General features: G+C 60.6%; 19 protein-coding genes and 2 pseudogenes. 11 read left to right on the forward strand and 10 right to left on the reverse strand.

Annotated features, from left to right (window positions below; all coding sequences use genetic code 11):
* Positions 1 to 1,273: 1,273 nt before the first annotated feature.
* Both ACFOYU_RS12785 and ACFOYU_RS12790 read left to right on the forward strand, forming a co-directional pair.
* A pseudogene (locus ACFOYU_RS12785) lies at positions 1,274 to 1,594 on the forward strand (type II toxin-antitoxin system RelE/ParE family toxin); the annotation flags it as partial.
* Between the two features lie 29 nt (positions 1,595 to 1,623).
* Positions 1,624 to 1,917, forward strand: a complete 294-nt coding sequence (locus ACFOYU_RS12790; protein ID WP_377033913.1) for a helix-turn-helix domain-containing protein — start codon at positions 1,624 to 1,626, stop codon at positions 1,915 to 1,917.
* 227 nt (positions 1,918 to 2,144) lie between these two features.
* Here the strand turns inward: ACFOYU_RS12790 and ACFOYU_RS12795 are convergent.
* From ACFOYU_RS12795 to ACFOYU_RS12820, 6 genes and pseudogenes are all read right to left on the reverse strand, one after another.
* A pseudogene (locus tag ACFOYU_RS12795) lies at positions 2,145 to 2,315 on the reverse strand (transposase); the annotation flags it as partial.
* Positions 2,316 to 2,722: 407 nt separating this feature from the next.
* Positions 2,723 to 3,889: a GNAT family N-acetyltransferase gene (locus ACFOYU_RS12800; protein WP_377033884.1), complete on the reverse strand. Its 1,167-nt coding sequence runs from the start codon at positions 3,887 to 3,889 to the stop codon at positions 2,723 to 2,725.
* Between the two features lie 328 nt (positions 3,890 to 4,217).
* The gene (locus ACFOYU_RS12805) at positions 4,218 to 5,450 is read right to left on the reverse strand and encodes a hypothetical protein (RefSeq protein WP_377033885.1); all 1,233 of its coding nucleotides are present in this window, start codon (positions 5,448 to 5,450) and stop codon (positions 4,218 to 4,220) included.
* Between the two features lie 607 nt (positions 5,451 to 6,057).
* Entirely contained in the window at positions 6,058 to 7,305 is a 1,248-nt protein-coding gene (locus tag ACFOYU_RS12810) for a GNAT family N-acetyltransferase (protein WP_377033886.1), read from the reverse strand.
* Positions 7,306 to 7,603: 298 nt separating this feature from the next.
* Entirely contained in the window at positions 7,604 to 9,085 is a 1,482-nt protein-coding gene (locus tag ACFOYU_RS12815) for a lipopolysaccharide biosynthesis protein (RefSeq protein ID WP_377033887.1), read from the reverse strand.
* Between the two features lie 570 nt (positions 9,086 to 9,655).
* Positions 9,656 to 10,015, reverse strand: a complete 360-nt coding sequence (locus ACFOYU_RS12820) for an HNH endonuclease (protein ID WP_377033888.1) — start codon at positions 10,013 to 10,015, stop codon at positions 9,656 to 9,658.
* A 33-nt stretch (positions 10,016 to 10,048) separates the two neighbouring features.
* On the opposite strand from ACFOYU_RS12820, the gene ACFOYU_RS12825 reads away from it, so the two are divergent.
* Positions 10,049 to 10,219, forward strand: coding sequence for a hypothetical protein (locus ACFOYU_RS12825; protein WP_377033889.1), 171 nt, complete (start codon positions 10,049 to 10,051; stop codon positions 10,217 to 10,219).
* Positions 10,220 to 10,802: 583 nt separating this feature from the next.
* On the opposite strand, the gene ACFOYU_RS12830 is transcribed toward ACFOYU_RS12825, so the two are convergent.
* Complete coding sequence (locus ACFOYU_RS12830) at positions 10,803 to 11,039, reverse strand: hypothetical protein (RefSeq protein WP_377033890.1); 237 nt, start codon at positions 11,037 to 11,039, stop codon at positions 10,803 to 10,805.
* Between the two features lie 371 nt (positions 11,040 to 11,410).
* Between ACFOYU_RS12830 and ACFOYU_RS12835 the strand changes: the two genes are divergently transcribed.
* Both ACFOYU_RS12835 and ACFOYU_RS12840 read left to right on the forward strand, forming a co-directional pair.
* On the forward strand, positions 11,411 to 12,022 hold the full coding sequence (locus ACFOYU_RS12835) for a hypothetical protein (protein ID WP_377033891.1): 612 nt from the start codon (positions 11,411 to 11,413) through the stop codon (positions 12,020 to 12,022).
* A 35-nt stretch (positions 12,023 to 12,057) separates the two neighbouring features.
* Positions 12,058 to 12,699, forward strand: a complete 642-nt coding sequence (locus ACFOYU_RS12840) for a hypothetical protein (protein WP_377033892.1) — start codon at positions 12,058 to 12,060, stop codon at positions 12,697 to 12,699.
* Positions 12,700 to 12,769: 70 nt separating this feature from the next.
* Here ACFOYU_RS12840 and ACFOYU_RS12845 read toward each other — a convergent pair whose 3' ends face one another.
* Entirely contained in the window at positions 12,770 to 13,597 is an 828-nt protein-coding gene (locus tag ACFOYU_RS12845) for a hypothetical protein (protein WP_377033893.1), read from the reverse strand.
* 727 nt (positions 13,598 to 14,324) lie between these two features.
* Here ACFOYU_RS12845 and ACFOYU_RS12850 point away from each other — a divergent pair.
* Positions 14,325 to 15,977, forward strand: coding sequence for a calcium-binding protein (locus ACFOYU_RS12850; RefSeq protein WP_377033894.1), 1,653 nt, complete (start codon positions 14,325 to 14,327; stop codon positions 15,975 to 15,977).
* Between the two features lie 244 nt (positions 15,978 to 16,221).
* Here ACFOYU_RS12850 and ACFOYU_RS12855 read toward each other — a convergent pair whose 3' ends face one another.
* Together ACFOYU_RS12855 and ACFOYU_RS12860 are read right to left on the reverse strand one after the other, a co-directional pair.
* Positions 16,222 to 17,163, reverse strand: coding sequence for an IS5 family transposase (locus ACFOYU_RS12855; protein ID WP_377033895.1), 942 nt, complete (start codon positions 17,161 to 17,163; stop codon positions 16,222 to 16,224).
* Positions 17,164 to 17,500: 337 nt separating this feature from the next.
* Positions 17,501 to 17,653, reverse strand: coding sequence for a hypothetical protein (locus tag ACFOYU_RS12860; RefSeq protein ID WP_377033896.1), 153 nt, complete (start codon positions 17,651 to 17,653; stop codon positions 17,501 to 17,503).
* Between the two features lie 147 nt (positions 17,654 to 17,800).
* On the opposite strand from ACFOYU_RS12860, the gene ACFOYU_RS12865 reads away from it, so the two are divergent.
* The 5 genes from ACFOYU_RS12865 to ACFOYU_RS12885 all read left to right on the forward strand — a co-directional run bounded on the left by ACFOYU_RS12865 (position 17,801) and on the right by ACFOYU_RS12885 (position 23,473).
* On the forward strand, positions 17,801 to 19,522 hold the full coding sequence (locus ACFOYU_RS12865; RefSeq protein WP_377033897.1) for a type I secretion system permease/ATPase: 1,722 nt from the start codon (positions 17,801 to 17,803) through the stop codon (positions 19,520 to 19,522).
* A gap of 19 nt (positions 19,523 to 19,541) precedes the next feature.
* The gene (locus ACFOYU_RS12870; RefSeq protein WP_377033898.1) at positions 19,542 to 20,858 is read left to right on the forward strand and encodes an HlyD family type I secretion periplasmic adaptor subunit; all 1,317 of its coding nucleotides are present in this window, start codon (positions 19,542 to 19,544) and stop codon (positions 20,856 to 20,858) included.
* 261 nt (positions 20,859 to 21,119) lie between these two features.
* The gene (locus ACFOYU_RS12875; protein ID WP_377033899.1) at positions 21,120 to 21,476 is read left to right on the forward strand and encodes a transposase; all 357 of its coding nucleotides are present in this window, start codon (positions 21,120 to 21,122) and stop codon (positions 21,474 to 21,476) included.
* Positions 21,473 to 21,817, forward strand: a complete 345-nt coding sequence (tnpB, locus tag ACFOYU_RS12880) for an IS66 family insertion sequence element accessory protein TnpB (RefSeq protein ID WP_377030032.1) — start codon at positions 21,473 to 21,475, stop codon at positions 21,815 to 21,817. The genes ACFOYU_RS12875 and tnpB overlap by 4 nt, the downstream gene beginning before the upstream one ends.
* Before the next feature lie 75 nt (positions 21,818 to 21,892).
* Positions 21,893 to 23,473 carry an IS66 family transposase gene (locus ACFOYU_RS12885; RefSeq protein WP_377033914.1) on the forward strand — a complete coding sequence of 527 codons (1,581 nt, stop codon included), beginning with the start codon at positions 21,893 to 21,895 and terminating at the stop codon, positions 23,471 to 23,473.
* The last annotated feature ends 59 nt before the right edge of the window (positions 23,474 to 23,532 follow it).

A 23,532-nucleotide genomic window follows, 5' to 3' on the forward strand; every position in this document is an offset into this window, starting at 1 on the left:
AGTGAATGACACGTAAGGATCTGATGGCAATGTACGGACGGATTGGGCTCACCGTAGCGGCTTTCGCTCTCATAGCGGGCATTATCGCAGCACCCATCCTTCCAAAACTTGGATCACCCACCGTAGTCGCTTCTGCGCAGCACCAGGAACCGACACCACGCCTGCCAATCTCGCCAGTGGGCCTCCAGGTTGACTAGCGACACCGTCCGCCTGAGTCATCTTTGTGCCGCCTGCGGCTCGACGCGAGCGGTCGTAGCCTCGAAGCCCCATGACGGCTCAATCGTCTACTGCGCCGAATGCAATCAGGCTCATGGGTACCTCAGTGATATTCAACGGGAGCTGACGGAGAGAGCCAAAGCGGACGCACGCATTCTGGCGAACAGGATTTACCGGGACGGCCGAGGATCGGCACAAAGCAGGGGAAGGAAACGCCAGCAGGATTGAGCATCAGTGCGTCAGCGCCGGGTCAACCGCTTGCCTGCCTTCTCAAGTGGTCTGAGGCTGCGCTCTCAACTAGACCCCGGAGATGCTATGCACCTGTTCGGAGCCTGCGAACTGGGCATAGTCCGAGCACACCAGACACTTCCACTGCCGTCGAAGCCGTCTTCCTATGCTATGCTCATGACGAGGATGGCCGCCTGTCCACGCCATCAATCCGCATATTGGGGATACGTAAGACGGCATTAAGCCCGCAATCGTAGACTAAGCCTCGTCTTACGGGGCTACATGCCATGAATGGTGATGAGTTCGACGATGAGGCCCGCATTGTCATGGCCATCTACGCTGGGCAGATCCTGGTCTTTGCACTTGGTGCACTGTACGCATTCTAAGCGACAGAGTGACTGAAGCCCGACTTACCACACTCCTGTTAGTGATCTGCTGATCCGTGCGAGAGTTGTAGGAATCCAAGCCTTCAGAAGTGAGGGGCCGCGCCCGATCCTTGCTGAACCGTGTCGGCGACCCCTCTGGCCCATTTCTGCCCCATGGGAGCATCTCGGCTAAGGATCGCATGTGACGGGAATAGGGCATTGCTCCTGCGGGTGCTTCTTCCTTTCTGTGGAACCAAACGAGCCCAAAGGCGTTTTGGGAACTCTCCGGCCCTTTCTGCCCCTTCGGCCGGGACCTTGAGCGCCCCCTTTGTGGGGCGCTTATCTTTGTCTGGCATTCCTCCTGCCGGTCACGCGGTCCCTTGACGGAACTACGGGCAGCCAGTACAGTTGTAGCCATGCAAACCGTCATTTAGCCTCCAACCTTTCTTGCGGACGCGAAGGCGGCGGGACTGGATGACAATGAGCTTGTCGGGATAGTCGCGGCCATCGCCGCTAACCTGCAGATAGGGGACATCATCCCCGGCACCGGTGGGGCACGCAAGGTCCGGTTCGGAGGCAAGGGTAAGGGCAAGTCAGGTGGGTACCGGGTTATAACCTATTACGCCGCCGTGGACGTGCCCGTGTTCCTCTTGGCTTTGGTCAACAAAGGTCAACGTGCTGACATCAGCCAAGCCGATAGGAACGCTCTTCGTGAAATCCTCGGCACGCTTGCAGACGAGTATCGCGAGGGAGTGCGAAAGAAGCTAGGGCAGGCACGTTCCTAATTGTTCAATAAAGAGGGCAGGGGCCCGTGATGACACTAGGCAAACGACTCATTCAGGCAGCGGAGGAGGCTCGGACCATCGCACGCGGTGAGGCCGATCCGTCCACCTATAAGGTTCACGTTCCCGCTGATATCGACGTGAAGGCCATTCGCCAGAAGCTGGGAATGACGCAGGCTGAGTTTTCAGCCCGTTACGGCTTTCCGCTCGGCACTCTGCGCGATTGGGAGCAGGGCAAGGGGAAACCCGATACCTCGGCACGCATTCTGCTGCTGGTCATCTCTCGAGAACCGGAGGCAGTTGAGCGTGCCCTCCACGCGGCTTGACGTTTCTGACATCAACAGGAAACTGACATGACCAGAATGTCTTGGCCTACGCTCATAGGGCTCCTAGTCGCAGGACTGAGTAGCGACGCGTTCGCGGAACCGGGCCCCAAGGACAGGCAATGTATGAATGGGGAGGAGCGGATCGAGGGCGAGTGCCGGCCCATAACTCGAGGGCCTAAGAACAGAGGTGCCGGCGGAAATTAGAAACCTCGGGCGAACCTGCGCCGGTCATGCACATCGGCTGGGTGGACGAGCACGTGCAGGATCAGCCCCTGCATATCGACCACCAGATGGCGCTTACGGCCGCAGATCCGCTTACCACCGTCATAACCGCGCGCGCCGCCGGCCTCACTGGTACGGGCCGTCTGGCTGTCGATGATCGCCGCATGGGGCCCAGGGAGAGCAGAGCCAAAACCAGGCTGCGCTTCTTTACGGACGCTGTCTACTGACCATATCGGATGAGCCGGCGCGGCACGTCCTCCGGAAACCCACGGCGGCGACCGTAGCGCCGTCACAATCACCACTCGATGTGAGTGTTGCGTGGTTCGCTCTGATGATTGTTCCTCATGGACGCTATCTGAGGCCAGAACCCCGACCTGCCACCTGGAGCCATTCACGTCGTCGATGCGTCCGGCGTGCACGAACCGGCCGGTCGGCATTCCTTCGTCCAAGGTCGGCGATTGATCAGCGGTAACATTTTAGGGTGGGATACCCGCGCGCGCTCCTTGTAGGGCCAGCTCACGAACTCACCACCGCACAAAAAATCCAATTTTGCGAATTGTAGGTTGATGCTGAGCAGACTGCACTAACCGTACCACTTGCTCTTGAGGCGCAGCAGGCTAAAGCAAAGCGTGCCGCCCTTTCTCACATCAATCAGAAGATTGGCTACGTCGAGACGCTCGGTCCAGAAATCTGCCAGAGATCTAATTCTGTCGGCGCTCTGATTGGTCGAGGAGTCTGCGTAATCCAGATCTGGATCCTTGAGGAGCGTGGTTGTGACGTCCTCCATCAAAACAAGGCCGGGTGCATGTGAGCGCAGGGACTCATCATAGGCAGTTTTGCACGTAAAGGCAGCTCTGCCGCATCGGAGAATGATCTGGGCAGCCACCATGCGTCCATTCAAACGCAGCGCCACAACATGAGCAAGCCCGTGACGAGCCAGTCCGTCGATCATTGATCGGGTGAATGTTGCAGTTGCTTGCGACCTTTGTGAAAGAGCCGATCCGTGCCGCCCCTTCCACCCTGATGCTTCAAGCACTAGGAACTCCTCGAATGCACGACGCACTTCCTCAGGCGCGCGGTGGCAGACCACTTCCAGTTTCCCTTGCTCGCTGAGACGGCGCCGATACCGACGTAGTTCGCTTCGCCGTTGCGCCGAAAGAGAGTTCTTGAGATAGCTCGTGCCATCCAGAGCGGATTGCAGTTTGGGGCGGTTTAGGCGCCTCTGGACTATCGCGGGCGCATTGCGATCTTCAAGGATCTCTTCAAGGGCCCGGCCCACCGGCCCATCTGCGGTGAACTCGTTGGCACGCAGGATTTTTGGAAGATCAGGGCTGGCGGCAACAGCATCCAGCATGGCAGCAATGGCTTCGGATATAAACTCGGCATCGATCACTGGGGTGCTCAGGACCATCTGGCTGTCGACGGGACTGATCAGTACGCGAAGGGGCAGCTTACTGGACAGCCGGCCGACGGTCATTACCCAGGCACCGACGAGTTGTGGCGGTTGATCTGCGGTACAACTGCGCCAGGCCAGAATGACATGGACTGGCTTGTTTGCCATTTGCGCGGCTAGCGCAACGGCTGGGTGCATTGAGACGTTCGGTACCGCAGCCCGAGCAACCAAGTCATTCCAGGCATCCTCGAGAGCAGAAAACCGTTGTGCACTGGCAATCTCACAAACAATGGGTGGCCGGGCCGATTTTGAGAAGCGTTCAACCCCATTCTGATTCACGGCGGTAACTGCTGTCATGCGTGCCTCCGCAGTTTGGCGTCGCCAACTACCTAACCAAGGAAATTCCAACCCCGGTGTCGCTGAAACATGTGGTCGACATCCTCCATGATTGTACGAAGAATGTTAGATGTCTTTGCGGCAACATGGGCCTGAGATGGGCCGAGTATCGAAACTGAAATAACGGTGGCTGATCAGCTGCAAGGTCTATCGTCCGCTTTGCTGGATCACCCTCCATAGGGGGCAAAAGGTTAGGCGGGTCCGGGGCATCTTGGAAAGGGGATCGTTCATGATCTCGCGGTAGCCTTGCAGGTGGGTGCTTCGATTACGGCGGAACCTGTCCGCATGGTCATGGTGTCTCGACTCTTTTAGCTTGGTGCTCAATCGGAAGATTGGGACGGGAAAACCGTTGGTTCGTCACACGGCGCAAAGCTCTAGCGGCGTAGTCTGCCGCGACTAAGAGAGCCGGAGCCGGATCGTCCCAGCGCCAATGAGCATTGTGTATCCGATGTCCAGGCGGGTAGAAGCACCGACTCCCAAGGGCTCGAGCTGCAAGAAAATCGGTGAACTCGTCACGCCAGACATGCGCTGGATCGTACTGCAGGGGAGGTCTTGGCAACCCTGCGGCATCACAATACGCCATGTGGCAGAGGTTGACGCCACAGATCGCGGCGATCTCGACCTGCCTGTCACCTCGACCCACGGTGGGCTCCACCATGAGGAAACGGCCACTGCGCTCGTCGCGCTTGAACTCCATGCTGGCAAGACCCTGTGTGACGCCAGCATGCCGAAAGAACTGGATGGTCAGGTTCTCCAGCTCCTCGGCTACGTCAGGTGCGGGCCAGCAACTTGCAGTGAACCCGATCTGCGGTGGCCACGAGCGGCCCTTGCGGCCCGTAAAAGCGGCCTTTCCGGACGGTCCAAAGCAGCACAGCGAGAAGTAGATGGAGTCATTGGAGCCTTCGATCCACTCTTGGACAATCACTTCTGTGACATCAAGAATTTGCTCGCATAGCTGGCGAGCGTCTGCATGGCTCTCGGCCCGGTAGGCCTTCCTGAAGGAGCTGTCATAGGCCTGGGTGCGAAAGTTTGGCTTTACGCAAAGCGGAGGCTTGAGTTCGCTTAGTTGTCCCAGATCACCATGCCTCTGAAGATTGATGGTGGGCGGTACAGGAGATCCGCTTTCTTGGGCGAGCTGAAAGAACCGATCCTTGCGGCTCAAGTCTGAAAGCAAATCGTGCGATGGTAGAAGAAAGCTGAAATGTGGAGAGAGCTGATCGCGATACCGGGATATGGTCATCAATGGGCGATCATCTGCGCAAATGAGAACCCCTCCCTGGGGCATATCCCTCCGGAGGTGCAACAATTCCTCAACAAAGCGCTCACCTTCGAAGGTTGGAACCCGGAACGGACGTACATGGCGCGAGGCTGTCGCCACATCATGCTGGTCGGCACTGACGACCCTCACGCGATGACCGGCCCGGGCCAAGCTTCGAATGACGCCCAGGCCGTTCTGCTGGCCTCCGAGAACCACAGCCTCTGGTCCATCGTGCGTCCGAGTGAGGTCAGTTTTCGCAATCAAGGCGCAAGTCCTTACGCAATGCTTCGCAGGGCACTCATCGGAGGATGGCGCCTGAGCGAAAGCTTTATCGCAAAGAATTTAGCCCGTTATTGGGTCGAGCACAGGCCAATTGCTCCCTGTAATAGGGATAACTTACTAAGCATGAGGAGTACTTCCCCGGCGGATGGGCTAGATTTGTGAGGCAGCGCCTCTGGCCGCGAGGAGAGCACTCGCATTGTCGTTGCTTTGATAGAATAATGGAAGCATCGGAGCCCGCAAAGCAGCAGGCTGGATGCCGGACACGGAGGAAGGTCCGATCTGACCGAAAAACTTGCACCTGCTCTCCGAAAGACGCTGCCGTCAATTGCACAGGCGGCAGGGGCTCTTTTCTGGAGTCGTGACTTCCGGGATCCCGTCGCTCAATCCCTGTGCGCATGCTCAAGATGGTTAGACTTCTTTATGTAAAGCACGTGCTGAAAGCCTTCACTTCTGGTTCAAGCGCTACAACGGTGTTCACCCACAAGGCGCTCGGCTTTTGTTCCCCATGAGGTTGTCGCCTCACGTCAACCGGATGATCCTGTCCAATCGTTATTCCGGGCGACAATATAGGGGTATGCGGCCAGCATCGTCATTTGTCCTGGCAATGCTCCGCCGCTCTATTGGGCCTTCGAGAGGGGCGCCGTACCCAATGCCAGGCTTTCCTCGCGTTAGCAGGTATGCGCGGCCTGATATGATCCTGGTAGGCGGAGCGGAGCAGGATACGCGGCGATTGAAACAGCATCGGCATGGAGCCTCTGCGGACGAGGTGCAAATTGACGTACTCGTCCCGGCTCATGCGCCACTGGCTGTGCCATTCCATGTCGCTCATGTCGTTGAGTTCAATGAGATCAGACCTGGAAAATGCGTCCCCGATGAAGGCCGCATTCAAGAGGTTGCCTGGCCTGCAATCGGCATAGTTTTCATCGTAGGCTGTCTTTGGTAGAACGAGCGCGGCTCCACACCGGATACCCATTTCAGCGGCAACGAGGTGATTATTGACGCGCATCGTATGCCACTCCAGTTGTCCGCGAGTGGCGAGGTTCCTCACGAGAGCCTTGTAGAACTCGGTCGAGTCCGATTTGCTAGCGATAGCTGTTCCGTTTCTCCCTTTCCAACCCGAAGCCTCAAGAGCGAGAAACTCCTCCAGGAAATCCTCTTGAGCTGCGCTGCCCCGTTTCACCTCGAAACAGACCTGTCCACGGCTTTGAAGTTTCCTGTGGTAGCGCCCGAGATTTTTTCTCATGTTGCCGAGCGTCTTCAGGTAAGACTCATATTCTCCCTGAACATCGAGGAACGAATAAGAGTAGCGCCAGCCGCGATGAGCAAAGTAGCCGGGAACTCCTCCTCGGATTGCCGTCCAGAGAGGCGAATTCGAACGAACGGCCTTCATATCCAGCCCGACATGGCGCGGCTCCTCACGCGCGGCCTCCATGAGTAAAGCCTGAAGCGTCACTGCCGAGTGTTCCGGCGCCAACAGGACCTCACCAGATTGGGAGTGTTTGTCGAACGTTCGAAGGATTGGGTACTTCCTTCCTAGTATGGGATGAGGGGAGACGATGGCAGGCAACACGCCGACAAGCTCATCGCCGGAGTAGGCGAAGCTGCAGAACCACTGCTCATCCCCGGCAAGAGCATGGCGGAATGCAGCCTCGAACCAGCCGGACAACAGGTACGCGTTTCTCTGGGGTGCATGCCAGGCAAGGCGATCCCAGGCACCACAGTGCGGGTGCAGCGCATCGAACTCGCGAACGCTAACTGTTCTCAGCCCAGCCCGATGGAACTTGCGGGCGTCAGCGAGGCTCTCATGTTGGCGATCCTCAAGTGCCACAGCCTTCATTGCAGTTTCAACCTCTTCCTCGCAGCCGCTTATGACGCGGATGGCGCTCTGGTCTCACCCGCGTGAGGTGCTGGAGGGATGGTAGAGTGCCGCCTCCAGGGCAGGCTGCCTCATTGACCTCCAGAGCCCGTTCCGAACGCGGCGAAAGCATCCCTTTCCTCTGCTCTTCCCTAACCTCGCCTGCATGGGCATGACGCTTCAATCGTGGAGAATCCCTGCCAGATCATAGCACTGGAGCGTGGCGCGAATGGTTCTGAAACGGAGTACTACGGAAGTGTCCTTGAGCGGTGTTGAAGTTTCACGTGCCGCTAACCCTGATTTGATCGCGAGAGCGCTTATCGCAGCTCAGTAGGCACCACGTAATCTGCGTGAGGTTCACGAGTGCGCCAACAAGTGAGAACAGGATTATCGCAGCAAGGTCGCTGTTCCAGATGACCGTTCCGGCGGCGAGAGCGGCCGCCCGGAGCGCGACGACGGCAATCTCATAGGCGAGAAAATGACCCTGAAGCCCTAGGATCGGAATGACCTGGGCCGACGGAACCGCCGCAAACGCACAGTAGAACCAAAGCGCGAGCCAGCGTGCATACTCTCCCGCCTGCGTCCACTCAGCGCCGAAGACAACACCAAAGAGCCAGGGACCAAGAGCCATCATGATGCCGAAGGGAATCAGGCCGACGGCCGCAAGGCCTGCAGTCCCCTTCATCAGAAGCGGACGTAGCCGCTCGCCCCCATGACTGGCCTCCACAATTCGGGGTAAGAACACAGTTCCCACCGCTCCGGCGATGACGGTGATCGGTAGCGCAACGATGCGGCGCGCGAGGAGATAAAATCCTGCCGCAGATGGGCCGAACAGTGCTGCCAGCAGGAGTGAGGGAATGCTGTTGGAGACAACGTTCAGCCAGTCATTGGGGGCGCGAAAGAGAGGGAAGTCGCGGTACCGGTATGCGACCTCCTTGAGTGAAACATGGGGCGCTGGCTCGCCGGTCACACCTTCGTCGGTGTCTCGGCGGGAGAGCGTAGGACGCGCGCTGTTCCAAAGGAGGAAAAGCTCCAGCGCGTTTGCCAGGATCCCGAGTGCTATAAGGGCAGGTGCCGTTGCGAGAAAGAGGCCGGTAACGGTTCGTGTCCCGTTGCTTGCGATGGCGCCCACTACGGTGATGTGCGAAATGGCCTTGAACTGCTTCCTGCGGTAGAGCCAGTGGTTGGTTGGCTCAATGAGGGCCGAAAGCAAAATCGAGAGGGGCACAAGCAACAGCAAAGTCGATGCCGCTGTGAACCCGACGGCATCGGCGATGGTCTGGTGGAATAGGCCGATGCCAGCCGCTGACAGCAGAGAAACAGAAAGTCCAATGAGTGCCGACAGCCGGAACAGTGCGCGAGCCTCGCTATCGGATGCAGGCAGTACGATTGCCGAGCCATAGGTCAGGTTCGCGATGGGAGATATGATCGAGACGACGGCCATAAATATCCCGAGAGCGCCGAAGGCTTCAGGGCCATAGAGGCGGGTTATCAGGGGAGAAAAGGCGATTGTGATCAGTTGCGCGGCAGCGGTGCCGCCAGCCACCAAGGTAACGCTCCGGAGGAAGGGATGAGACAGCAGGCTGCTGATCCACTCTGGCAATTTCAGAAAGGAACCTCCAGGGGTGGTCTCATGGGCAAGCCGGTCGCCTGAGGCGTTGTTTGTAGCCGGCACTCCAGCATATCCGACCTTGATGTTGCCCTGAAAAGCACGGCGCCAGCCCATCAGCCGTTTCCGTGCCTCTCCCATCCAGCGCGACATTTAACCTCCACGAATGGACGTTGGGCGATCACACTCTCGGTCGTCACCCAGGAGCCGAGTGCCGGCTGATCGAAAGTGATGATGGTCTGTCAGCATGTCACTGGCTGAACCGTTTGGCACCAAGCTTTGGCCTTCTAGCAAGCAGGGCTAAGGGATCCTCTTGCAGGTCATTATAGCTCCCTGATGGGGTTGCTGTAGGCTTTCAAGAGGGGTTACTCCATGCGCGCAGGGCGAGCCGAGCCACGGCTGCCGAAGTCTGTTCGCGTTATGCAGTTCGAGGCTGGGACAGCGTTTGCTCGATCTCCAGCCTGCACGGCAGCTGAAAAGAGGCACCCAGTCACCCTAGGGGCCGGTGGCACCAGACAGGGCCGATCTTTGTTCCACGGTGCTTCGGCAGGGAAGCGGGGCAAAAAGGTTACCTCAGAGCAGAGGTGTACGTGGCGGCCCCCTCCGAGGGCTGTCCCTTTCAGTGGGTGGTCGGGCCCGGTTGCACGTCAGACTGCAGGGGAGCCGTCGAGGATCATCTTGCGCGGCCACTCGCAATGATCGGTCCGACTCAACGGTGAATGATCATTCCTGATAGTGTCCGCTTCCAGGGACTACTCCTCCCAAACGGCAAGGGCCTCCTGGATGCACCGGCACCAAGGTGTCGGATCTTTTGCCGTTTGGCCCGTGCCCCCGTCGATGATCGTCTTTGGTTTTGATCTCGGCGCAAGCTTCATGCGCCGGCCCCATATTGTCGAGGTCATCCAGGCCGCCCAGTTCCAGGGCGCGGACGTGCTCCGCGATCCATCGCTCCCGTGCGCCATCAATCTTGCGATGGCAGAGGACGCAGCGGCCGCCCGTTCTCTCCCACACCTGAAGCCTCCGGTGCGGTGTGAGTTTCCGGCGGTTTGTCGTACCCACATCATCAATCTGGACGAACGACATGAGCTCTCTCCTTCACGACCCGGATGATGACGAGTGGCGATCATTCTTCCGACCTCGTTCAATGTCGTGATCGAGGGCATCAGCAAGGCGCTGAAACAGGTTCTCCCATTCGATCCGCAAGGTTTCCCAGGACGCGATGAGGCTCGCAAGCTGGCGTTCGCGGTCAGTATCGGCAGGGATGAGGCGCACTCGCATACCGAGTGAGGCGACAGTCGGGACACCTGCCGGAGAGGAGGGACCCCGAGACGGCACTTTGCCATGCGGTGCTCGCGTCATTGGGTGTGCTCCCTGTCGTTCAAGGAAAGACAGCCGTCGATAACTCCAGACACTTGCCGACGAACGCGATTGTTGCGGCACAGGCAGGATTGCCTGACGCGGGGCGGATTTGCTCAGCCGAATGAGCGCCCATGGCTTCCTTGATTTTCCATTCCGGCTTGCGCTGGGTGCGAACCGGCGCGCGCCCAGCACCCGAGCGCAGACAAACATGCTGAACTGAGGCCGATTTCGCCTGCTTGCGCCCATGACGGGGCGAGGGTGAAACGTTCCGGCGCGGTGCGAGGCCTCGGCGAGAGGGCCGTATGGACGCCAGACAGCATGAACGGATGGGTGGATCCTTCTCAGGTGGCCAATCCACCTAACTGACAGGCTATTCAGATAATAACGGGGCATGATCTCACCATCAACCCTGTTGACGTATAATAAATGTACCAGAGTTATAATCAATAATCAAGAATTTTTGGTATAAAAGGCATAAAAACATACCAAATTACTTTGAGCTTGATCTTAATTACATTTGAACGCCATAAACTGGTTTGTGTTGCCGCCGCTTTTCTCTATGCTTCGGGCCTTGGCTGGCTGCAGCAAGTGACCTCGCCACCGCGTCGACCGTCTCGGCGTCAACGACCTGTGCATTTGAGGAGAAGGACGAGAAAACCCTTAACGGGGGACTGTCATCCGTCACGCTTTTATCGAGACTTTCGAGCGGTTTGATCTCTTGTTGTCCCAGAGCAACAGTGGCGGCCATGGCATCCGTGTGCGGCCCTGTCTCCAGCTGTCGCCCGCCGGATCGTTCAAGGTTTGAACATGCCCACTGGAAGTGGACATTGCGTTGCCGCACCCAAGGAGTATCAGCCGCCTGAAGCGATGATGTCCTCTCACCCTCTCCATAGGATGCAGTGCGAGACGGGGTGATGAGAATTGCTGCCGCTGCCGCACGTGCGCCCGGATGTCTCACCCAGTCATCACAGGATAGCGTTTGGAGAGAACGGTGATTATCGTCATGTTCATGATATGTTCTCAACGATGAGAGTGGGTTGAACCCGACACGGCTCGACCGTTAGCCCTGCGACTCGAGATGTCGAGCGCGCGCCCAGCAAGAGAGGATGTGTTTCATCAATGTCCAGTCAGTCCAAGGTGCCCACCCCCTCCTTGTCCGGACAGGATGCTGTCCTGACCGCCCCCGAGTTTCACGTCCTCCCCCGCGATCTCGGATCTTTCTTCGCACAGCGGCCCCTTATTCAAGGCGAGCGGCAGGAGGAGTATGATGCTCTCCTGGCCAAGGTGACGGCAGCCGTTGCTCCCACTGACATTGTTGAGGCGGTTTGGGTCAAGGATGTGGTCGATCTGATCTGGGAGGCGCAACGCCTGCGGCGTCTAAGGGCAAGCCTGCTCATGCTGGCCCGTAAGGAGGCCGTCCTGTGGCTCCTCGGACCCCAACACCTGCGGACGAGAAACGAGGCACACGTGTCCTTGGTGGAGGGGTGGCTCGCGGGCGACAGGGCGGCCAGCCAGAGGCTGGAGAGTCTTCTAGCGGAGCATGGCCTCGATCTTGAGTCGATCATGGCGCAGGCCCTGGCGAGCAGGCTTCGTCAGGTGGAGCGGATCGATCAGATGATCGCCAGCGCCGATGCCCGCCGCGCCAGAGTGCTTGTCGAGCTCGAACGTCGCCGTGAGGCACTCGCGCGCCGTCTTCGCATGGCGTCTGCTGGGATCACGGAGATCGCGTAACGCCTCCTCTGGTCCCCACCAACCCTTGTCCGACGATGTCGTCCTCTCGCAAACAGGCCGCCAATCAGAGGAACGCCCAGCGCAGCACGGGACCGCGCACGAGCGCCGGCAAGTCGCGCGCGCGCCTGAATGCCTTCAAGCATGGTCTTGCCATCCCGGCCGGCGCCCTTTCCGAGTTTGCCTCAGAGGTGGCGCAGGTGGCACATGCGATCATCGGAGAGGCGGCTTCTGATCCCGTGCTCGGCGCGGCCGCAGCCCGCGTTGCGGAGGCAAGCATCGACGTGCTTCGCGCCCGTCGCGCCAAGACGGCTCTGCTCGAACGCCTGACGCATGATCCGGCGCTTCAGTCCACTCCAGCCGAATTGCCGCTGCCTGTAACCCCGGCGCGGCCACGGTACTCAAGAGCGGCCCACGCCCAGGCCATTCGCGACGGAACGGAGGAGCAGTGGCTCGATGCCTATTTCGCTGCCAAGGCGGCAGGCGCCAACCAGCGCAAGCAGGCCAAGCAGCAGGCCTCTCTCTGGGATCAACTCAGCAAGCTTGACCGTTATGAGCGGCGCGCGCTGTCCCGCCGCGACAGGGCCATCCAGGCCTTCGATGAGGCATGCGCCACCGCGTGCCACCTCCCAGCCCGCCCCTCCGCCTTGGTTTGGCAGAACGAACCCAAAACGCTGTGACCGCTGCCGCTGTGCGCCGGCCAGTCTCCCACGTGTGGTTTTCAAACCGACGAATGGCGGCAGGGGGCGCTCATGGACTGGTTCCCACAAGGGCCTCGACTGGTTTTCCGCGGTAGCGGATCAGGAGAGGCACCGTGAGGGTCATCGGGTGCGAGATGCCGTGCTCCCACAGGCCATCCTCTCCCCAGCAATCGCCGTGGTCGGCACACAACAGGATCGTCGCCCCGGCGAAGCGGTCGAGAAGCGGGGCCAGGAGGCGATCCACATATTCGCAGCACAGCCGCTGCCGTTCACGACAATCCGCTGACCGGTCGATCGTCTGGAACGGAACGCAAGGATTGTCCGATGCGTCCCAAGGAGCCCCCTCGAAATGGTAAGGGACATGGGTTTCGCCGATGTTCAGAAACAAAAACACATCGCGCGGATCGGCAGTCGCCAGTTTTTCGTCAACCCAGGCGAGCTGCCGGCGCAAGCCTCGATGGCCGACAAAGGTGAAATCCTCAAAACTTCCCGTCAGCTTCTTGGATACAGGGGTTTCTGGATCGAACCAGCCCATTGCGGCGGTTCCAATAGTGCGATAGCCGAGGTTCCGGAATCCATCGACGATGTCTGCTCCCGATAGCTCGAAACCGGGTGGAGCATGTCCGGCGGATCCGGCTCGGCTCAATCGGAAGAGGCGGGCGAATTTCGGATTGATGAAGGGCGCGGCAATCGATGGTGTTCCCGGTGTAAACCCGATGAACATTGCCGCATGGGAGCCATAGGTGAAATGCGATGGTGCCTGTGCGCAGAAGAGGTTTGATACAGCCTTCATCGCAGGGGCTCGGGCCGCCACAAACGTATCGAAGCGGCAGGAGTCCAAGGTGATGAACAGGACGCTATTTGAAGTTATTGTCATTCTGATCTCTGTCTGCTCCGACTGCCGGCTCTCGGCTGCCCCTTACTAGAGCGGCTTGATTGCCTCAAGCTCCTGCATTTGCTCCGGTGTCGCTTGGGAATAAATGGTGTATAGAAAACAATGTAGAGTGAGAGGTCCTAGGAGGCGCGAGTTTTGCGCAAAGGCGGGGCCTTTAGCTCTACGGGGCATGCTCCTCAGGCATGATTGTGCCGCCGGTGAGAAAAGATAGAATCCGCATCCATCCGTTCTCGCCGGCGGCCCTCTCTCGGATGCGGCCTAGTCGAGAGCCGTAGATTTTCCTGTGCCACTGAACTTCTCTCAACGAGGTCAACCAGCATGTCGGAGGACACAGTAGGGACAACTACCGATGGTTGCGACAAGAAACACAATTCCATTCTATGAGATCTAAACCCGTACGGGGCGATGAGGATGGTTCTTTCATTTATCGTTAATGCACGGTGAGCGCCCTTGTCGCCCTCTATTGGCCCCTCTATAAACTTTGCTGCAAGCCGTACCAGCCGGTCCGAGACCTACGGTTAACAGTGGCCAAAAGGTGACAGCCTCGACTGTTTTGTATTGGGTGGGCTTGTCGGACTTGGAACGGCATGCATAACTCGGCGTTGCGGATTCTACCCCCGATGCGCAGGTATTTGCGACCTTCGTGTTGGGGCGAATTTCGACTGTAACATCCAGCCCGACTTAGAGCGGGACTCAGGAGAAAGAACGGATGGCTACTTACGTTTTCGACGGCACGCAGAACGTGTCCATCGAGTTTGATCCCGCCGTGGATACGCTCGTCCTCAACGTTGATCTCGCTAACATCGCGAACGTTGCCGACACGGCTGCAGGTGTGCAGCTGACCACTACGTCCGGCGCGGTGCTCACCTTGTTCGACCTCGACATCGACGACCTCGTGGCCGCCGATGTCGTCGGCAACGGTTACGCCGTTGAGTTCGCGGCCGCAGCTGGCGGCGCTATCACGGTTCTCGCTGGCGATGCTCTGGTCGTGGGCGCAGAGGGCGTCGACACGATCGACGTGACCGGCGCTGAGAACGTCGTTGTGTTCGGCCACGAGGCTGACGATGTCATCACCGGTGACGCCGACAATGAAGATGCTCGCATCTACGCCGGCCAGGGCAACGATACGGTCACCGGTATCGGTGCTGGTTCGCTCGTTGCCGGTGGCCTCGGCATTGATACCATCGATGTTTCAGCGGCTGGCGAGGGCGGCGTGACCGTCTACGGCGGCAACGGTCAGGCTGACCTGCTCGACTCCGGCGATGCAGTTCTCGGCTCCACCTTCGCCGACTCCCTCTACGGCAATGCCGGCGATGACTACCTCGAGGGCAACGGCGGTGAGGACATCGTCCACGGCGGCGCCGGCAACGACACTGTTCTTGGCGGCGAGGGCGCGACCCTCTACGGCGGCGCTGGCGACGACTACATCGACGGCAACGTCAACGCTCCGGTCGTTGGCGCTGACGGCGTTGTTATCTATGGCGGCAACGGCATTGCGGCTGCTGAAGACGGCGATGATGACATCTTCGGCACGGCTGGCGATGACACCATCTACGGCAACGGCGGCAACGACGCCATTGATGCCGATCAGGGTGGCGTGGATCTGATCCACTCCGGCGCTGGTGACGACGTGATTGTCGACTTCGCTGAGGGCTCCCTCGTCATGGGCGGCCGCGGTGAGGACGTGATCGGTGCTGCTCTCACGGTCACCGGTGAAGGCGTGACCATCTATGGTGGTAACGAAGCCGCTGACATCTCGGACAACAACGACTGGATCATCGGCAGCGGTGGCGATGACACCATCTTCGGTAACGGCGGCGATGATATCATCCTTGCTTCGGCCGACAGCGTGGTGTTCGGCGGCCAGGGCAATGACACTCTGGTGGCAGGTGAAGGCAATGTCGTCCTGACGGGCGGTATTGGCGACGACACCTTCGCGGTTCGCACGGAGGTTCAGGCTACGGCTGACAACTACGTGACGGCCACGGACTTCTCGGATGGAGAGGATCTGCTGGACTTCGGTGGAGATGTCACTGGCGTCGCCTCGGTTGGTCAGCCTGCTTCCACCACCGAGACCGGCATCATCAATGCCCTCGGCGCGGTGGCGACCGGCAGCATTGCGGCGGTCCTGGAGATCGAGTCCGGCGACAATGCCGGCACCTGGGTTGGTGTCGAGGACGCGGATGGCGATCTGCAGGTGATTAAGCTCGAGAACTTCACGGGCACGATCACCACGGCTGACTTCGTGGCTGGAGCCGACTCGTTCGATGAGGCGACCTTCCTCACCGACTTCGACACCGCCGTCACGGACGCGTTTGACCTGGCGCCGCTGGTCTCCCCGTTCGTCGTTGTTGGCCCGTAACTGGGAAACGACTGCTTCAAGAAAGGGCGGCTTCGGCCGCCCTTTTTCTTTGAGCGACTAGCACTACTTTGGCACCTTCATCGGTGGGTCCAGGGTGAAGCGAGTCTTATGAGACCTGTGCGTGGGTGGTCAAATCGCGGTCGTGATGACCGTGAGGGAAGTCCCCCACGTCGCTTTCCGAGACTGGCAATGTTGACAACCAATGCTCCCGTTGGGGATGTCTGAAGGCACACTTCGCCCCTGATCACGCAGCCTCCGGTATCAGGATCACCGCCATGCGCTTTAGGTTGTAGGCGATAGCGGTCAATCTGACCTGCAGGGCCGCTTTCGCTAATCCTGTCCAGCGCATACGTCGGAGCCCATAGCTGCGCTTCCAGGTGCCAAAGATCTTTTCGATCCGGCAGCGCACATGCTGGACTTGATGGTTCCACACCCGCAGCTTGCGTAAGGCATGGCCCCCGGGCTGGCCCCACACGCCTGTCTGGACCACGCGTGGGCATCCGCCTTTGCTCTGCACGGCAGAGGCAAAGGCTGTTCCGCGGTAGGCGCTGTCGGCATAAACATCGCCAGGGTGATCCGGCAGGACCACGCCGCCAGCGCGCCCGTCGTTGACGTTGCCGGGTGTGACGGTCAATTCCTCCACGAGGGCCGTGTCGGCGTCGGCCGCCACATGCGCTTTGAAGCCATGGATCGCCTTGCGCCGCTTGTGCCCCGCCCAGGCAGCCTCCTCATCCCGGTGGGTGGCCGAAGCGATCACGGTTGCATCGACCAACGTGCCCTTCTTGATAGTGATGGCTTGGGCTTTGAGCTGGCGCGTCACCTCATCGAACAGCACCTTGTCAAGCGAGCGCCCCACCAGCTCCCGCCGGAAACGCACGAAGGCGGTGCGCTCTGGCGTAGGCTCATGGGCGGCGAACCCGCAGAAGCGCCGGAATGAGGCGCGGTCTTCCAGCGCTTCGGCCAACTTCACATCCGATAAGTCGTACCAGACGGCCAGCAGCAGGGCCCGGAACAGGGCCAGCGGTGGCCAGGCAGATTCGCCCTTGGCAGCGGCGTAGATGTCGGCCAGGTGTCGATCCAGCAAAGACCAGTCGATCAGCCCTGACAGCCGGTCCAGCGAGCCGCGATGGGATATGGGATCGGCGACAAACGTGAAGACTTCCTGTCCAATCTGACGGCGTGCCATGGGACCGCTCCCGTCATGTCCAGCGGCGCCATTGAATCACCCAAACCGTCATGGGTCGAGACCTCCCGCGCACAGATCTCATTACACATCGGGCATCGCAGGTGCATGGCGTGCGCCAGATGGTCAAGCAACATGCGCCGGATCGCCGGCAGGCTCGGGTGCGGCGGCGGTCCCGCGGAGCAATTCTCCGCCTTGCTGTGCGCAAGCGCAGATGTTGCACGAGTAGAAAGGCGATGAGCGCCAGCGGCGCGTGCCGATGCAGACCTTGCAACGAGTGACCCTCGAAGTAATCAAGCCCAGGCTCCTCATTCAACGGCTGATGCGCCTGTTCGCACATTCAGCGCGCCTTGATCAGGGACGCCAGCTGCTTCAGTGGGCCATCGGGCGGCAGATTGGCGAGACAGTACCTGCGCCCACCTGACGAGCGATGCTTGCCCACCAGCCAGACCTCGTCGCTGGGTAGATGCTGCTTCAGTCTGCTGGTCAACAAGATGCAAACTTCTCGACTGTTGATGCAACAATGGGTCTAATGCCATGATGCGAGAAGGTAATATTATAGCTCTTATAATGCGATCCAAGATCGTGTATGCGTTATGTTTGTCTTGACGGCCGGTCGGTGCCGCTTTCCAGGTTTGTGATGACGCCTCAACTCGCTATCAAGTCCCTCGTCCGCGTCCTCGCCGTTATCTTCGGGTTCAGCTTTTTCGTGAACCTCTTGTCGATGACGCTGCCCCTCTACACAATGCAGGTATTCGAGCGGGTGCTCGGAGCCCGCAGCCAGGATACGCTCTGGGCGCTGACCGTCGTCGCCATATTCCTGATCGGGGCCTACGGGATCTTGGATTTGGTCCGCTCACGGGTCATGATCGGGATCGACCGCTGGCTTGAGGTGAGCCTTTATCCTGTGATCATGCGTACCCGGTTCATGCGAGCCGCCGAGGGACGCGCTGACGCAAAAAAAGGCGGTCTTAGCGACCTGCGCAACCTGCGCGCATTCTTCTCGGGACAGGCCGTGCTAGCTGTGATGGATACGATTTGGTCGCCCCTCTTCCTGCTGGTGGGCTTCCTGATCCATCCCGTGCTGGGCCTGATTGGGACCGCTGGCGCTGTTGGCCTCATCGGGCTCTCGGTTGCCAACGAGTTCACGATGCGCGAGCCCCAGAAGAACGCAAACCAGCTTCTCGCCAGAACAGCAGAACAGACCGAAGCGGCAGCCCGAAGTGCCGAGGTTGTGGCGGCGCTCGGCATGGCGCCGGCCGTGCTGGCCCGGATCGAGGCCACGGCCGAGGAGGCCAGTCAGCAGGGGCGGGCGGCGAGCCTCCGATCCACCACTCTTTCAGGCATCACGAAGGTTTTCCGCTACCTTGTCCAAATCGCTGTTATGGGGACGGGCATCTGGCTCGTGCTGAATGACCATATGACGGCAGGAGCGGTCTTCGCGGCTTCGATGATCCTGGGACGCGGCCTCGCGCCGTTCGAGCAGATGCAGCGCACCTGGACGACGGTGGTGACGGCCCGTCAATCGTACCGTCAGCTGCAGGAGTACCTCAAGGAGAAGGGGCCCCAGCACTCGACGCTCAGCTATCCCAGGCCGAAGGGGGCTCTGTCGGTTGAGGCCCTCACCTTCGTGCCGCGCGGCGGCCAGCGCGCGCTTCTGCAGAACGTGACCTTTGCGCTCACCCCCGGCGAGACGCTCGGGATCATCGGGCCATCCGCCGCCGGCAAGTCGACCCTGGCCCGCCTCCTGGTCGGCGTGTTGCGGCCCAATGCCGGCAAGGTCCGCCTCGACGGCATCGATGTCTCCATGTGGGACCCGACGGATCTGGGACCCCATATCGGCTATGTTCCCCAGGACGTTGAACTGCTGACAGGCACCGTGCGGGAGAACATCGCCCGTTTCTCGGAGGCCACGGATGCGGAGGTGATCGCCGCGGCGCAGGCCGCCAACGCGCATGATCTCATCGCCCGCCTGCCGCAGGGCTATGACACCGATGTCGGGGAGAACGGCGTCCTCCTGTCCGGCGGGCAAAGGCAGCGGATCGCCCTTGCACGGGCCCTGTTCCGGGATCCGGCCTATATCGTTCTCGACGAGCCAAACTCTAACCTTGATTCTGAGGGTGAGGCAGCAATGCTCGCAGCCCTCCGTGCGGCCAAGGCCCGCGGCGCCACCATCCTGATCGTTGCTCACCGGCCGAGCGTTCTCGGCTTTGTCGACAAGCTGCTTCTTCTCAAGGAGGGGCGTGTCGAAGCCTTCGGTCCGCGCCAGGCCGTGATGGCCCACCTCCAGCCCCGCCCCACGGTCGTTCCGCCCGCGGCTCAGGCCGCGCAGGAAAAGGCCGCCGGCGATGCCGCCCGTTGATCGTACTGAGAGTGGTCCCATGACAGCCAATAAGCAGCCTACCGGCAATCCGCTGACCCTCGTTCGCGGGGCACTTTTGACCGGCACCGCCGTGATCGCCGTCACCTTCTTCGGCTTCGGTGGGTGGGCCGCTACGGCTCCGCTTGCCAGCGCTTCGGTCGCGCAAGGGGTCGTGGCGGTTCACTCACGCCGTCAGACGATCCAGCACCTTGAGGGGGGCATCATCGCCGAGCTGCCCGTGCGTGACGGGGACCTCGTCAAGGCGGGGGACCTCCTGGTCCGCCTCGACGACACCAAGGCCCGCGCCAGTTACGAGCTCCTCCGTGGGCAGTACTTTGCCGCTCTCGGCGAAAAATCGCGCCTGGAGGCCGAGCGGGACGGGCTCGACCAGATTCAGTGGGACGACGAGCTGCTCGCGGAGCAGAACGCGGCCGATATCAAGAACATCATGCGCGGGCAGTCCAACGTCTTCCAGAGTCGGAAGGAGTACGTGGCCGGTCAGGACGTGATCATCCGTGAGCGCCAGCTGCAGAGCGGTCAGGAGATCGAGGCCCTGGAGGCGCAGCTGAAGGCCGAAACCCGCAAGCTGTCGCTGATCCAGGAGGAGCTGACCGGCGTCGAGGAGCTCTTCGCCAAGGGTCTCGAGAAGCGCCCAAGGCTGCTCTCGCTGCAGCGCGCGTCGGCGGAGATCGAGGGAACCCGCGGCCAGCTTGCGGCACGCATCGCCCGCGCCAAACAGACGATCAGCGAGCTTGCGGCGCAGCAGAGTGATCTCAAGAACCGGATGATGACTGAGGTCGTGGGTCAGCTGCGCGACGTGGAGGGCAAGATCGCCGATCTCGGGCAGCGCCTGCGGGCCGGCAAGGATGTCCTGGACCGGGTCGAGATCAGGGCCCCGCGGGACGGCTACATCGTCAACATGGCCTATCACACGGTGGGGGGCGTCATCGAGCCAAGCAAGCCCATCCTCGACCTCGTCCCTTACGACGATACCCTGGTGGTCGAGGCCCGGTTCGAGCCGAGGGATATCGACGTCCTCAAGGTTGGCCTGCCGGCCGAGATCACCCTAACCCCCTACAGCACCCGGACGGTGCCGCCGGTTGCGGGCAGACTTGTCCTTGTCTCCGCGGACAGCTTGGTGGATCAGAAAACCGGTCTTGCCTATTACGCCGGGCGGGTCGAGGTCGACCAGGACGAGCTTCATCACCTCAAGGACGTCAAGCTCGTTCCGGGCATGCCAGCCCAGGTCATGGTGCGGACCGGCGAGCGCACGGCGCTGGACTATCTCATTGATCCTTTCCAGAAGAGCATTCACCGCGCCTTCCGGGAGAAGTGAGGTTGCCGACACTCGGTCCATACCAGGGCCTCACACGCGAGACCTGGTATGGGATCGGCGGCCGACAGGAAACGGCTCTCGCCGCGAGCACAGCGACCCTCATAATCAAGCCTCGTTCACACAATGGAACGATGGTAAGCGGTAAGCTGACCGCATCTGGCGCAGCGTGCTGCGATGGCTGATCTTTACTGACACAGAAGCAGGGAGCTTTCAGTGTCAGTTTCTATGTCTGCGCCTATGTCTGATGATAGAAGCTTCCAGGTGCTCGAGGCTGCTCCCAGCCGCCTGGAGGTTGCTCCCGAGCGGCCCCGCCGGCGCTGGTCGGTTGAAGCCAAGATGGCTTTGATCGAGGAGACCCTGAAGCCAGGCGCCAATGTGTCGGCCATCGCACGGCAGGCCGGAATTGCACCGGCACAATTGTTCGGCTGGCGCCGCAAGGCGATGCGGACGGGTGTCGTCCAAGGTGAGCCCCAGGAGCAGCGGCTCGGATTTGTCGAAGTCACGCCGACATCCTCCTCGATGATTGAGATCCTGATCGCCGATGTGGTGATCCGTGCCGCCGCTGATATTGAACAGAACCATCTGGTCAAAGTCCTCCGAGCGGTGCGCCAGGCATGATCCCGGCCGGCGTGAAGGTGTTCCTGGCCAGTCATCCGGTTGATTTTAGGAAAGGTCCAGACGGCCTGCTGGCGCTGGTGCGCGAAGCCGGATCCGACCCTTTCAACGGAGCGCTTTACGTCTTCCGCGCCAAACGAGCAGACCGCGTCAAAATCGTCTGGTGGGATGGCACCGGCGTGGTTCTTTACAGCAAGCGCTTGGAGAAGGCGCAATTCTGCTGGCCGCGGATCGGTCAGCATCGGGTTCAGCTCAATCATGCTCAGCTCCTCGCTCTGGTCGACGGCATGGACTGGAAGCGGGTGCATGCCGTGACCGTCAGGGCCCCGCAATCGGTCGGATAGTTGTCCCTGCGGCAAGATGAATCAGAGCTGGTGAAGCGCTTCGACCGGCTGGCTCGCCATGCTCTGATGGACGCAATGACGGCCCATGATTCCGCACTTCCCGATGATGTCGATGCGCTCAAGGCGATGGTGCGGGCTATGGCCGAGAAGACCGCGCTTCTGGAACAGCGCAATGCTCATCTCGAGCAGGTGAACAAGGGCGCCGAGGAGCGCATCGCGCGGCTGATGGCGATTGTGAAGGTGCTCGAGCGGGCGCGCTACGGCACCCGATCCGAGCGGCTCGGCAAGGATTGGCTGACGGACGATCAGTATGCCCTCGCGCTCGACGAGATCGAGACCGGTGTGGCGGCCCTCGAGGCCGAGAGGGAGAAGGCGACAGGACACTCGACCAAGCGGCCACCGCGTCCGCGCAAGGGCTTTGCGGCGCATCTCGAACGGGTCGAGGTGGTGATCGAGCCGGATGATCCTGCGGGCTGCGACGGGCTGGAGCGGATCCGGATCGGTGAGGACGTCTGTGAGCGGCTGGATGTGATGCCGGCCAAGTTCCGGGTGATCGTCACGCGCCGGCCCAAATACGTCTACAAGGGCCGTGACGGCGTCATCCAGGCCCCGGCTCCTGCTCGGATCATCACCAGTGGGATTCCCACCGAGGCACTGCTGGCCCAGATTGCGGTGGCGAAGTATGCCGATGGCCTGCCGCTGTACCGCCAAGAAGCGATCTATGCCCGCGACCAGGTGGTGATCGAGCGCTCGCAGATGGCGCAGTGGATGGGCAAGGTCGGGTTCGAACTCGAGCCCCTGGCCGCGTATGCCTTGGCGCGGATCAAGCAGGGCGAGCGGATCTTTGCCGACGAGACAACCCTGCCGACCCTGGCCCCCGGCGCGGGCAAGGCCAAGACCGCATACCTGTGGGCCTACGTGCGCGATGATCGGCCGTTTGGCGGCAGTGATCCGCCGATCGTGGTCTACCGCTTTGAGGACAGTCGGGCCGGCGAGTGCGTGGCGCGCCATCTGGAGGGCTATCGTGGCATCCTGCAGGTTGACGGCTACACGGCCTATCACCGGCTCGCCCGGTCTGAGGGAGCCAATGAAGGTGTGCAACTGGCCGCCTGCTGGTCCCATGTGCGCAGGAAATTCTATGAGCTGCACGTCTCGGATGCCTCCATGGTGGCCGGGCAGACGCTGGAGCAGATGGCGGCGCTCTGGGCTGTGGAGGAGAGGGTTCGTGGCCAGGATGCGGGAACAAGAAGGCTGGTTCGCGAAGAGCAATCCGCGGCTGTCGTGAGCACGCTGTTCAAGCTGTGGGAGAAAGAACTGCCCAAGCTGTCGCGCAAGTCGAAGCTGGCCGAGGCGATCCGCTATGCTCTGACGAGGCGTGCCTCTCTGGAGCGGTTCTTGTTGGACGGACGCGTGGAGTTGGATTCCAATACCGTTGAACGCGCGATCCGGCCGCAGACGATCACACGCAAGAACTCGCTCTTCGCCGGCTCTGATGGCGGCGGGCGCACATGGGCGGCGATTGCCAGCCTTCTGGCAACGGCCAAAATGAACAACGTCGATCCGCACGCCTGGTTGACCCAGACGCTTGAGCGCATCGCCAACGGGTGGCCCAACCGCGAGATCGAGGCCCTCATGCCGTGGAACTATCGCTCCTGAACGGCATCAGCTGCCCGCTTACGAACGATGCACTGATCCATCATGCCGGGCTGACCCGA

Origin of the sequence: Microvirga sp. GCM10011540 (genome assembly GCF_042650665.1) — a bacterium.
Lineage (GTDB): Bacteria > Pseudomonadota > Alphaproteobacteria > Rhizobiales > Beijerinckiaceae > Microvirga > Microvirga lenta.

Coding starts and splice junctions, on each gene's coding strand:
- ACFOYU_RS12850 (WP_377033894.1), top strand. CDS start 14,325: ATGGCTACTTACGTTTTCGACGGCACGCAGAACGTGTCCATCGAGTTT.
- ACFOYU_RS12815 (WP_377033887.1), bottom strand. CDS start 9,085: ATGTCGCGCTGGATGGGAGAGGCACGGAAACGGCTGATGGGCTGGCGC.
- ACFOYU_RS12845 (WP_377033893.1), bottom strand. CDS start 13,597: ATGACAATAACTTCAAATAGCGTCCTGTTCATCACCTTGGACTCCTGC.
- ACFOYU_RS12865 (WP_377033897.1), top strand. CDS start 17,801: ATGACGCCTCAACTCGCTATCAAGTCCCTCGTCCGCGTCCTCGCCGTT.
- ACFOYU_RS12830 (WP_377033890.1), bottom strand. CDS start 11,039: ATGGCCGCCACTGTTGCTCTGGGACAACAAGAGATCAAACCGCTCGAA.
- ACFOYU_RS12855 (WP_377033895.1), bottom strand. CDS start 17,163: ATGGCACGCCGTCAGATTGGACAGGAAGTCTTCACGTTTGTCGCCGAT.
- ACFOYU_RS12820 (WP_377033888.1), bottom strand. CDS start 10,015: ATGTCGTTCGTCCAGATTGATGATGTGGGTACGACAAACCGCCGGAAA.
- ACFOYU_RS12840 (WP_377033892.1), top strand. CDS start 12,058: ATGTCGTCCTCTCGCAAACAGGCCGCCAATCAGAGGAACGCCCAGCGC.
- tnpB (WP_377030032.1), top strand. CDS start 21,473: ATGATCCCGGCCGGCGTGAAGGTGTTCCTGGCCAGTCATCCGGTTGAT.
- ACFOYU_RS12870 (WP_377033898.1), top strand. CDS start 19,542: ATGACAGCCAATAAGCAGCCTACCGGCAATCCGCTGACCCTCGTTCGC.
- ACFOYU_RS12800 (WP_377033884.1), bottom strand. CDS start 3,889: ATGACAGCAGTTACCGCCGTGAATCAGAATGGGGTTGAACGCTTCTCA.
- ACFOYU_RS12810 (WP_377033886.1), bottom strand. CDS start 7,305: ATGAAGGCTGTGGCACTTGAGGATCGCCAACATGAGAGCCTCGCTGAC.
- ACFOYU_RS12835 (WP_377033891.1), top strand. CDS start 11,411: ATGTCCAGTCAGTCCAAGGTGCCCACCCCCTCCTTGTCCGGACAGGAT.
- ACFOYU_RS12885 (WP_377033914.1), top strand. CDS start 21,893: ATGACGGCCCATGATTCCGCACTTCCCGATGATGTCGATGCGCTCAAG.
- ACFOYU_RS12790 (WP_377033913.1), top strand. CDS start 1,624: ATGACACTAGGCAAACGACTCATTCAGGCAGCGGAGGAGGCTCGGACC.